This is a genomic window from Salinicoccus sp. Bachu38 (genome assembly GCF_038561955.2).
Lineage (GTDB): Bacteria > Bacillota > Bacilli > Staphylococcales > Salinicoccaceae > Salinicoccus > Salinicoccus bachuensis.
This window is the reverse complement of sequence record NZ_CP138333.2, coordinates 413,988-425,643: the sequence shown is the minus strand read 5'-3', so window position 1 is coordinate 425,643 and position 11,656 is coordinate 413,988. Positions and strand designations below refer to the sequence as shown.

10 protein-coding genes are annotated in these 11,656 nt (G+C 51.0%); all 10 read right to left on the bottom strand.

Annotated features, from left to right (window positions below; translation table 11 throughout):
• Complete coding sequence (gene lgt, locus RQP18_RS02200) at positions 1-825, bottom strand: prolipoprotein diacylglyceryl transferase (protein ID WP_342388533.1); 825 nt, start codon at positions 823-825, stop codon at positions 1-3.
• Positions 815-1,753 carry an HPr(Ser) kinase/phosphatase gene (hprK, locus tag RQP18_RS02195; protein WP_342388532.1) on the bottom strand — a complete coding sequence of 313 codons (939 nt, stop codon included), beginning with the start codon at positions 1,751-1,753 and terminating at the stop codon, positions 815-817. The genes lgt and hprK overlap by 11 nt, the downstream gene beginning before the upstream one ends.
• A gap of 197 nt (positions 1,754-1,950) precedes the next feature.
• Positions 1,951-3,105, bottom strand: a complete 1,155-nt coding sequence (locus tag RQP18_RS02190) for a DUF4097 family beta strand repeat-containing protein (RefSeq protein ID WP_342388531.1) — start codon at positions 3,103-3,105, stop codon at positions 1,951-1,953.
• A 1-nt stretch (position 3,106) separates the two neighbouring features.
• On the bottom strand, positions 3,107-5,947 hold the full coding sequence (gene uvrA, locus RQP18_RS02185; RefSeq protein ID WP_342388530.1) for an excinuclease ABC subunit UvrA: 2,841 nt from the start codon (positions 5,945-5,947) through the stop codon (positions 3,107-3,109).
• A gap of 6 nt (positions 5,948-5,953) precedes the next feature.
• A complete protein-coding gene (gene uvrB, locus RQP18_RS02180) occupies positions 5,954-7,933 on the bottom strand; it encodes an excinuclease ABC subunit UvrB (RefSeq protein WP_342388529.1) in 1,980 nt (659 codons plus the stop codon).
• A gap of 79 nt (positions 7,934-8,012) precedes the next feature.
• Complete coding sequence (locus RQP18_RS02175; RefSeq protein WP_342388528.1) at positions 8,013-8,249, bottom strand: DUF2198 family protein; 237 nt, start codon at positions 8,247-8,249, stop codon at positions 8,013-8,015.
• A gap of 3 nt (positions 8,250-8,252) precedes the next feature.
• Positions 8,253-8,891: a YfbR-like 5'-deoxynucleotidase gene (locus RQP18_RS02170; RefSeq protein ID WP_342388527.1), complete on the bottom strand. Its 639-nt coding sequence runs from the start codon at positions 8,889-8,891 to the stop codon at positions 8,253-8,255.
• A complete protein-coding gene (locus RQP18_RS02165; RefSeq protein ID WP_342388526.1) occupies positions 8,891-9,472 on the bottom strand; it encodes a redoxin family protein in 582 nt (193 codons plus the stop codon). Before RQP18_RS02165 ends, RQP18_RS02170 begins: the two co-directional genes overlap by 1 nt.
• 125 nt (positions 9,473-9,597) lie before the next feature.
• Positions 9,598-10,713 (bottom strand): LysM peptidoglycan-binding domain-containing protein, encoded by a 1,116-nt coding sequence (locus RQP18_RS02160; protein ID WP_342388525.1) that lies wholly within the window; start codon positions 10,711-10,713, stop codon positions 9,598-9,600.
• 333 nt (positions 10,714-11,046) lie between these two features.
• Positions 11,047-11,475, bottom strand: a complete 429-nt coding sequence (locus RQP18_RS02155) for a c-type cytochrome (RefSeq protein ID WP_342388524.1) — start codon at positions 11,473-11,475, stop codon at positions 11,047-11,049.
• Positions 11,476-11,656: the final 181 nt, after the last annotated feature.

The window sequence follows — 11,656 nt, the reverse complement described above, 5'->3', positions numbered from 1 at the left end:
TCACCTCCCTTTATATACGCCTTCTGTATCCTTGTATTTCGGCAATCTGTATTTCATTTCACGGTATATCCATACTGCAGCCGCTGCAACAATCAGCAGGATGGAAATGAACTGTGCTGTACGCAGGCTCTCCCCGATCATCAGGCTGTCCGTCCGCATGCCTTCTATGAAGAACCGGCCGATCGAATAATAGATCAGGTAGAGCAGTATGGTCTGCCCTATCTTCAGCTTGGGACGGAGCAGGAGCAGCAGGATGAAGCCGATGATGTTCCACACGGATTCATAGAGGAATGTCGGGTGGTAGTAGGCACCGTCTATGTACATCTGGTTGATGATCCATTCCGGCAGCATCAGGGACTCCAGGAACCCTCTCGATACTTCGCCGCCATGGGCCTCCTGGTTCATGAAGTTCCCCCAGCGTCCGATCGCCTGGCCGAGTATGAGGCTCGGCGCTGCAATGTCCGCGAGCTGAAAGAAGCTGAAGCCTTTTACGCGGCAGTAGATGATGCCGGCCAGAAATCCGCCGATGAGGCCGCCGTGAATCGCCATTCCGCCTTCGTTCACCATGATGATATCAATCGGGTTCTGGCTGTAGTACTCCCATTGGAATACGACATAGTACAGCCTGGCCCCGACAATCGAGGCGATGATGATGTAGAACATCAAGTCCATGAACAGGCCTTCCGGCAGACCCTTGCGGTTCGCTTCACGGTCGGCAATGAAGTATCCGAGGAGCATGCCGGAGGCGATGATGACGCCATACCAGTAGATGCTGAGCGGGCCCAGCTCGAAAGCGACCGGGCTGAGCGGGGCATTAAAGATCATCGATCATACCTCCGTTGACCTGGATCTGGCGGTTCAGACGGTCGTTGAATTCCTGGGCAGCGTCATACCCCATGTACTGCATACGGTAGTTCATTGCTGCAACTTCTATGATTCCTGCAAGACTCCGCCCTGGACGGATTGGAATCGTCTTCTGGTCTATCTCAGCATCGAGTATGCGCATCCGCTTCTGGTCGAGTCCCAGACGTTCGTAAGTCTTTCCGGGCTCCCAAGTCTCCAGATTGACGTTCAGCATGATCCGTTTCTCCTCGAGGATGCTCCCGGCTCCGAACAGGGTCATCACATTGATGATGCCGAGCCCGCGAATCTCGAGCAGATTACGGATGAGCGGCGGCGCCGAGCCCATCAGGACATTTTTGGATACTTCCTTTATCTCAACATTGTCGTCGGCTACGAGACGATGGCCGTTCTTCACCAGTTCGAGTGCCGTCTCGCTTTTGCCGATGCCGCTTTCCCCCGTGATGAGCACACCGATGCCGTATATGTCGACCAGCACGCCATGCATGTTCGTCTCGGGCGCCAGCGCCTTTTCAAGGAAGTTCGACATGCGGCTGATGAAGTTCGTCGTATTGTCCTCCGTGATCATCAGCGGCGTATGGGTCTGGTTGCATGCTTCGATCAGTTCAAGGGGCGCACCCAGATTGCGTGTAATGATGATGCATGGGGTCTCTTTCCGGCATAGCCGTTTCGACCTGTCCTCCCTCTCCTCCTCGGTGAGCATGCGTTCGAAAAATGAGGATTCCGTCATGCCGAGCACCTGGACACGGTCGGAGGAATAGTGGGAAAAGTAGCCTGCCACTTCAAGGCCTGGACGGGATACATCGATGTTCTCGATCTCCTTGTCTATCCCTTCATTACCGGAGATGAGTTTTAAATTGAATTTATCTATTATCTTTTTTACTGTAAGCATCTTGTCACCTCGGCTGTTTATTACTTCAACTATAAAGAATCGGAAAATCATTTTCAATAAATCGGGTTATAAAGGGGGACAAAATGACCGGCGTCTTCCATTCCTTCACATGGCGGCCACATTTGAAGCATTTGGGGAGCGGTATGCAGAATGAACAAGGCCCGGCATATGGATGCCGGGCCATGAATTCATCCTATTCAGCTGCGATGCAGCGTTACGCTGCCGAACTTGGTTCCCACTTCCAGCAGGAGCGCCTTCTCTTCACTGTCATTGACGAGCATGAGCTCCTTGAAGCCGATGTCCTGCGATTTCATGAACCTGACATCAAGGTCCGGCGGGTAGTTGATCTGTCCGACGACTGTACTCAGGCGACCTTCGAGCGCGCGGTCATGCGGCACATTTATATTGATGCTGCCCATGTTCGCATTGATCGTCGCCGACTCGGTCTGACCCTGCAGGGAGATGTTTACCGAACCATTCGATGACACGGTGACATCCTGGGCATTGAGCGTTTCAGTATTGATCGTACCGACCATTGAAATCAGTTCGAGGGCACCGTGTGCACCGCCCTTGACGTTGACGTTGCCTCTGGATGTCCGTACGAAGGCACTGTTGCTGGCCGTGTTGTCCAGAGTGATGTTGCCGTTCAGCAGATCCACAGTCAGATCATTGAATTCCTGTCCCTCGATGCTGACGTTGCCGTTCGACCCGGACACGATCAACCGGTTGACGATGGATGGATTCACCTGGAGTTCGACATTCACCCGTGCCGTCCGGATATCGGAGACGATGATGAGTTCATCATTTTTGACTTCGCAGATGATGTCCTGGAAATAGTTCCTCTGTTTATCGAGTTTGCGGTAGAACGGTGTCACTTCGAATTTCGCCGTCGTCACCCTGTCCGTCGGCACCACTTTGACATTGCCGTTCGTAATGTCGAGTGAGATGTTCGAATAGCTGTCTTCGACCGTTTCAATCAGACGGTTCTTCGACCCCTGGGTGAACATGGAATCGATTGTGCTGTTCTTGACATTGTCGAACGCTTTTTCAAAGGTCTTATAGACCTGCGCCGTCTGCTTCTGGCCTTCCAGTCTGCTTTTCACCTGATTGAAGGCCTGATTCGCCTTGTCGGTGTTGACGTATCTCTGGAATTCGTTCATGAACTGCTGGAAGACGTCCTTCGAATCCTCATCTGCAGAGTCCCGGCTCTGTTTCTGGCGGGTGCTGCTGTCATGCTGCGTCGTCTCTTCCCTGTCCGGCTTGGACTCTATCGCGTCGAGAAGACGTACTGCTTCCTCGGATGTAATCTTGCCCTCTTCCAACATTTTTAGAATACGGTCTTTGTTATCCATTTCAATCCCCCTGGTGGTTTCTGTCCAACCATTTTTTTAGATGATAGCCCGTGTAGCTGCCTGTTTCGGCCATGACATCCTGAACGGATCCTTCGACGACGACTGTGCCGCCGCCATCGCCGCCTTCAGGACCCAGGTCGATGATATGGTCTGCGACTTTGATGACATCGAGATTATGCTCGATCACAATGACGGTGTCTCCATTGTCGACGAGCCTCTGTATGACGGTGATCAGTTTGCCGATGTCTTCGGAATGCAGCCCCGTCGTCGGTTCATCGAGTATATAGAGCGACTTGCCGTCGGAACGCCTGTGAAGCTCGGAGGCCAGTTTGACACGCTGGGCCTCCCCGCCGGACAGCGTCGTCGCTGGCTGGCCAAGCTTGACATAGCCGAGACCTACATCGAGCAGTGTCTTGATCTTGCGCTTGATTTTCGGGATGTTCTCAAAGAAATAGTATGATTCTTCAACTGTCATCGCGAGTACATCCGCAATGCTCTTGTCCTTGTATTTGACTTCCAGTGTCTCTCTATTATAACGCTTTCCATCACAGACTTCACATGGTACGAACACATCAGGGAGGAAATGCATTTCAATCTTGATGATGCCATCGCCTTTGCACGCCTCACAGCGGCCGCCCTTGACGTTGAAACTGAAACGCCCCTTCTGATAGCCGCGCACTTTCGCCTCGTTGGTCTGGGCGAAGACATCACGGATATTATCGAACACTCCTGTGTAGGTCGCCGGGTTGCTCCGCGGCGTCCGACCGATTGGGGACTGGTCGATATCGATGATCTTCTCTATATTTTCGGCACCTTTGATTTCCTTGTGCTTCCCTGGTATCTGCTTCGTCTTATAAAGTTTTGAATGCAGCCCCTTATACAGGATCTCATTAATCAGAGTACTCTTGCCGGAACCGGACACTCCTGTCACGACATTCATTACGGACAGCGGCACCTTTACATTGAGGTTCTTCAGGTTGTTCTCCTTGGCGCCGCGCACTTCAAGCACGCGTTTCATGTTGGGCTTGCGGTAGCTCTCAGGCAGCGGTATCTCCTTTTTGCCACTGAGATACTGTCCGGTGATGGAGTTGTCATCCTCCATCACTTCCTGTGGGGTGCCCTGGGCCATGACACGGCCGCCGTGCTCCCCCGCTCCCGGGCCGATATCGATGAGATGGTCGCTTGCAAGCATCGTATCTTCATCGTGCTCTACGACAATCAGTGTATTGCCGAGGTCCCGCATGTCCTTCAGAGTATTGATCAGCCGGTCGTTATCCCTCTGATGCAGGCCGATCGACGGTTCGTCGAGTATATACAGTACCCCGCTCAGCCTCGAGCCGATCTGGGTTGCCAGGCGGATACGCTGGGCCTCGCCGCCGGAGAGCGTACCACTGCGCCGGTTGAGTGTCAGGTAGTCGAGCCCCACATTGTAAAGGAACGTCAGCCGTTCATTGATCTCCTTCAGGATCGGAGCTGCAATCTGCCTGTTCTTAGGAGACAGTTCGAGGCCTGTAAAGAACTCCAACGCCTCCTTGACAGGCTCGTCGACCGCCGCTCCGATATGACGGTCCTCAATCCGGACAGCCAGCGCCTCTTCGTTCAGACGGTATCCCGAACATGTCTTGCATTCGATTTCTCTCATGTACGTGCTCATGATGCCCCGTGTATACTCGGAAGGGCTCTCCTTGTACCTCCGTTCGATATTGTTGATGAGACCTTCATACGGCATCCTGCGCTGGCGGACAATGCCATTGCTCTGCCTGAATTCATAGTTGACCATCTCACCTTTCGAACCATATAGAAGCAGGTTTTTTTCCTTCTTCGACAGCTCCTTGTAGGGCTTCTTCATATCGATGCCAAAATGTTCGCATGTCCGCCTGAGTAAAGTCGGATAATAGTCCGAACTGATCGGCTGCCATGGAGCGAAGGCCCCGCCTTCGAGGGTGAGGGAGTCATCAGGAATGACCAGCCGCTCATCCACGGCCATCTTCATCCCGAGCCCATCACAGTCGGGACAGGCACCATAAGGTGCATTGAATGAAAACAGCCTTGGTTCCATTTCAGATAATGTAAATCCACATTCCGGGCATGAGAAATGCTCTGAGAAGTGCATGTCATCCCCATCGATCACATTGACTGTGACGTTGCCTTCCCCTTTTACGAGCGCAGTCTGCATCGAATCACTCAGGCGCGATTCGATGCCTTCCCTCACGGCGAGGCGATCGACGACGACATCTATATCGTGCTTCTTGTTCTTTTCAAGTTCCGGCACAGATTCGATGTCATACATCTCGCCGTCGACGATGACGCGGGCATACCCTTCCTTCGCCAGCTCTTCGAAGAGCTTTTCATGCATGCCTTTGCGTCCCTTGATGACGGGGGCGAAAAGCTGGACCTTTGCCCTATCGGGCAGTTCCATGACACGGTCCACCATCTCCTGGATCGTCTGCGAAGTGATCTCTATGTTATGGATCGGACAGTATGGGGTTCCGGCACGTGCATAGAGCAGGCGCAGATAATCGTAGATTTCCGTAATCGTCGATACGGTGGAACGCGGATTGTTGCTTGTCGTCTTCTGGTCTATGGAAATCGCCGGAGACAGGCCCTCGATCGAATCGACATCCGGCTTCTCCATCTGTCCCAGGAACTGCCTGGCATATGCGCTCAACGACTCGACATATCGCCGCTGTCCTTCTGCATAGATGGTGTCGAAGGCAAGCGAAGACTTGCCGGAGCCGGACAGGCCTGTCATCACCACCAGCTGATCCCGCGGAATATCGACATTGATATCCTTGAGATTATGCTGTCTTGCACCTCTGATGCTGATATTCTTATTTTTCAAAAATGATCACCCTTCTGCTTTCAGCTCAAACAATGCATCTCTCAACTCTGAGGCAGTCTCGAAATCGAGTTCCTTGGCTGCCTTTTTCATATCTGCTTCCAACTGAGCCATTATTTTTTCTCTTTCCTTCTTCGTCAACTTGCCTTTCTTCGTCTTCTTGCCATCTTTCTTCCTGCCGTCCTCTTTCAAATCGACCTGGGCGCTGATGGTGTCGCGGATTTCCTTCTGGATGGTCTGCGGGGTGATGCCATGCTCTTCATTGTAGGCAATCTGTGTGTCGCGCCGCCGCTGTGTCTCATCCAAAGCATACCGCATGGAATCGGTGATCTTGTCGCCGTACATGATGACATGCCCATTGCTGTTACGTGCCGCACGGCCGATCGTCTGGACGAGGGAGCGGCTGGAGCGCAGAAACCCTTCCTTGTCGGCATCGAGTATCGCCACAAGGGAGACTTCCGGAATGTCCAAACCTTCCCTGAGCAGGTTGATGCCCACGAGTACATCGTAGGTACCCATGCGCAGCTCCCTTAGGATTTCTATGCGCTCCAGGGTCTTGATTTCGGAATGGAGGTACTGGACCTTGACGCCGGATTCCTTGAGGTAGTCCGTGAGGTCTTCCGACATCTTCTTTGTAAGCGTAGTGATCAGTACACGTTCATTCCGCTCCGACCGTGTGACGATCTCCTCGAGCAGATCATCGATCTGGTGCTCCGTCGGACGCACATCGATGGTAGGGTCGAGCAGCCCTGTCGGCCGGATGATCTGTTCGACCATCTTTTCCGTATGCTCTATTTCAAATGGTCCCGGCGTTGCGGAGACATAGAGCAGCTGCTGGGTCTTCTCTTCGAACTCTTCGAACTTCAGCGGGCGGTTGTCAAGTGCACTCGGCAGCCTGAAACCGTGGTCGACCAGCACTTTCTTCCTCGCCTGGTCGCCGTTGTACATGCCGCGTATCTGTGGCAGCGTGACATGGGACTCATCAATCATGACGAGAAAATCATCAAAATAGTCGAGGAGTGTATACGGGGTCGAGCCCATCGGACGGAGTGTCAGATGGACGGAATAGTTTTCAATGCCCGAGCAGAATCCCATCTCCCGCATCATTTCAAGGTCGTAGTTCGTCCGCTGTTCAAGGCGCTGAGCTTCCAGCAGTTTATTTTCCTCACGGAGGATCTGGAGCTGCTCTTCAAGCTCGCGCTCTATCCGTTCGATCGCCACTTTCATCTTCTCTTCACGCGTGACGAAGTGGGATGCCGGGAAGATGGCGAAGTGTTCCCTTTCGGCGAGCACTTCTCCTGTGAGGTAGTTCACTTCCCTGATGCGGTCGATCTCGTCTCCGAAGAATTCAACACGGATGCACTGTTCATCCCTCGAAGCCGGAAACACTTCCACTATATCTCCCCTTACCCGGAATGTCCCCCTTTTAAAATCGATGTCGTTGCGCGCATACTGCACATCGACCAGTTTGCGGAGGAATTCATTGCGGTCCATCTGCATACCGACCCGCGCACTCACAACCATATCCTTGTATTCTTCCGGATTACCGAGACCGTAGATGCAGCTGACCGAAGCGATGATGATGACGTCATCGCGCTCGAACAGGGAACTTGTCGCAGAGTGTCGCAGCTTGTCGATTTCATCATTGATCTGTGCGTCCTTCTCTATGAATGTATCCGTCTGAGGCACATAGGCCTCCGGCTGATAATAGTCATAGTAGCTGACGAAGTACTCTACCCGGTTGTTCGGGAAAAATTCCTTGAATTCGCTGTACAGCTGGCCTGCAAGCGTCTTGTTATGGGCGATGATCAGTGTCGGTTTGCCGACCTCCTGGATCACCTTGCTCATCGTATATGTCTTGCCCGTACCCGTGGCTCCGAGCAGCGTCTGGTGCCTGTTGCCGGACTTGATCTGTTCGCTTATCTCTTTTATCGCTTTTGGCTGATCGCCTGCTGGCTTGAACTTGGAAACGACTTCAAATTTTGCCATTCAACTCTTCCCCCATTTTTTACTCAAACACTATTCTACAAAATAAAAATAGAAATAACAAACATTTGTTCGGTTATTTCTATTCCTCGTCTACTTGATCTAAACTGTATATTTCCACCAGCATATAGCCGATGACTATGGAGATGGCATCGATGAAAATGACCCATTCGGAATGATAGAATCCACGGTATATCGACACGCCGAAAATGACGAATGTCAAAAGGACGGCCAGAAACTTGTTGCGTGTCAACCGTGCAAATACAACAACGGTAATTGCCGGAACGACCATTGCCATCATGTACCAGTAAAGCGCCATCCATCAGGTCTCCTTGTTCATGATGGACTCTGTAATATCCATCAGTTCGGTTTTTGGTATGAACCGCTCTTTCAGCATATCCGTCAGTATGTTCTCGAGAAAGTCCTGTACGCACATGAGATGGGAGAACTTTTTGATGGTGAGGAGGGACATCTCGTATATTTCGAAGAACAGGGGTTCCGGGTTCCGCTTCTGTATCTCCCCGAACGATTCATACAGAAGGTCGATCTTATCCGCCACTGAAAGAATCTGCCCCTCAAGGGTCCCATCCTTGCCCTCGCGGAGACGCTTGAGATAGATATCCTGATATTCAGGCGGGAATTCTTCTTCTATAAACCGTGTCGTCATGCTTTCCTCGACTTCCTTGAAGAGCATATTGAGCTCTCCGGAGGCATATTTGACAGGCGTCTTGATATCCCCCGTGAAAATTTCCGGATAATCATGGTTCAATGCTTTTTCATATAGGCTCTTCCAATCGATTTCGCTGCCATGATGCTCTTCCACCGTTCCAAGATACTGTGCAATCTTCGTCACTTTGAATGAGTGGGCAGCGACATTATGCTCCTGGTATTTGAATTTACCCGGACATCTGACCAGCTTCTCCAGATCATTCAAACTTTTAAAATACTGATGAACTCCCATTAGGATGCCTCCTTGACGTAATTGATGTAGTTATTGATCAGATTCTGCTCCACTTCGCCGACATACGCCCTGATGATTTCCCCCTCACTATCCACAAAGAAGGTGGTCGGCATGAGATGGATATTATATTCTTCAATGGACCCGGACTCGTCCGCAAATTCGAATACCGGATATGCCACTTCGAACTCCTCCAGAAAGGCATCCCTATTATCCGCCCTGTCATCGACATTGATGCCGACGATCCCAACCGGCTTCTCCTGATTGGCTGCATGGAATTCATTCAGTTCCGGCGTTTCCCTCCGGCATGGATCGCACCAGGAGGCGAAGAAGTTGATGACCGTCACCTCGTTCGACTGGATGATCGATTCCAGCGACTCCGTATCATTTCGGACGCCCTCCACCGGTTCTCCGACGATGTTCATGCCGACCGCATGATGGTTGTCACGCCCTTCCGAATCCTGGAGCGTCTGAAGCGACTGCTCCTTGAGCCCTTCCTCGGACATGTTCACCACCGCCGCAATACCTGCACCGACCAGGAAAAAGAATACTGCCAGTAACGCAATTATGATTATATTTTTCATTTTCATCATTCAACATACCTTATGATTTATTTAGATTAGTTTAACATAATAGGCGCATGCTTACATTGTTTTAAGCATGCAAAAAAGGCCAGAACAAAGTTCTGGCCTTGAAAATTTCAAATATATTAGTACCTGAAGTATCCGTCTACTGTACCGTGTACATAGCTTACAGAACGCTGGCCAACACCTTCGGAAGGGTTGAGTGCATCGATCATCTGACCGTTGCCGATGTAGATCCCAACGTGGGAACCACCGTTGAAGAATACAAGGTCCCCAGCCTGTGGGTTGGATACTTGTGTGCCTGCTGCCATCTGGGATGCAGCTGTTCTCGGGATGCTTTTGCCTTTATAGGCCTTCATGAACTGCTGAGCCAGTGCGGAGCAGTCCACTGCTGAAGCAGAGTTGCCGCCATAGACGTAGGACTTGCCTGCCGCTACGGAACGTGCAACGGATGCTGCATTGCCGCCGCCAGTGGAAACCTGCTGGGACTGTGCCTGTTGAGCCTGCTGCTGCTCAGCTTGGGCCTGCTCGGCTTCACGCTGCTGGATTCTTTCCTGACGCTCAGCTTCTGCCTGTTCTGCCGCACGCTGTTCTGCTGCAGCTTGTTCTGCCGCTCTTTGCTCTGCTGCAGCCTGTTCTGCCGCTCTTTGCTCTGCTGCTTGATTATTATTTTGCTCGGCTGCTGGTGCAGAAGGCTGGTCCTGTACAGTCTCTTCAACTGCTGGAGCTTCCTCTACAACTTCTGCCTGTTCTTCAACTGCTGGTGCTTCCTGTACTGCCGGAGCTTCTTCAACTGCTGGTGCTTCCTGTACTGCTGGAGCTTCTTCTACAGTTTCAGTAGCCGGTGCTGCACTTGCAGCTACGATCAGTGTCTTGCCTGCATAGATCAGGTCGGAGGAAAGGTTGTTCCACTCCATGATCTTTTGATAGTCTACATTGAATTTCTGGCCGATTTCAAAGAGTGTGTCGCCAGATTTGATGACGTATGTACCGTCATTTTCCTGAGTGGCTTCTTCAGAAGCTTCTGCTTCTGCATCAAGTTCAATTACATCCCCAGGGATGATGAGATCTCCGGAAAGTCCATTGACTTCCTTAAGGCTGGATACGGAAGTGCCGCTTTCATTTGCCAGGCTCCACAGTGTATCTCCGCTCTCTACCGTGTACTCTGCTGCTGATATATTATGGGATGCAATTCCTGTAAGTGCTGTTACAGTTGCGACTGATAATAGTGTCTTCTTCATTATAAGTAAATCCTCCTAGTTTCTTTTGAACCTTAATTTAGATTTTAGTGTTTATATATGTCCCCGACCGGGTAAGTTTTATAATGTTGGATTGTCTTCAGGTGTGCCCTTTTGACTACGTTGCACACTATAGCACACAAAAAATCCTTTTTGGGCGTTTGTAATTGACTTGTAATGTAAACGAAATGAGTGAAATACGCTGTAATATACAGTGTTTTGAATACCATTAACAAAACAAAACAGGCTAAGCCCCATGCTTAGCCTGTTTTCATTATGTCTATGGATATTCAATCGATCCAAATTTTCAGCCATCCAGGTGGGAATGTAATATTTTTATTCTCCTGTCTGGGAGGACAGCCACTGTACAAGTGCATCCAATTCCTCTTCATCACTTACCAGACCGGCTGGCATACCATTGCCGCCCTCTTCGATCGTCGTACGGATCTCATCTTCTGAAAGTCGGCTGCCTACATCTGTCAGTGCCGGACCGCTCGCACCTTCCAGATTTTCACCGTGACAGCTCATGCAGTTGTTCTGCTGGAAGGCTTCCTGGGCGAGTTCGGAATCTCCCGCGTCTGCGCTATCGGATTCCTCTGTACTTTCTTCAGTTGATTCCTCAGTAGTCTCCTCAGTTGCCTCTTCGGTCGTCTCCTCTGTTGTCGCTTCTTCAGTCGATTCTTCCGAATCTCCGCCGGAATCTCCCCCACAAGCGCCAAGTACAAGCACCATCGCGAAACTCATAAGTAACCAGAACTTCTTCATCAGCCTGTCTCCTTTACCAATATAATTGTTTATATTAGCACCATACCCCAGGCCAATGAGTATTCAAACACCATTCCGCAAAATTGACGCAGGATTCTGACTTTTTGCATTCATGTCCCTGCCGGCAAATCTGCAAATTCACCATTACATCTCGAGCGCAGTGCAGTTACGCCCGCACCTC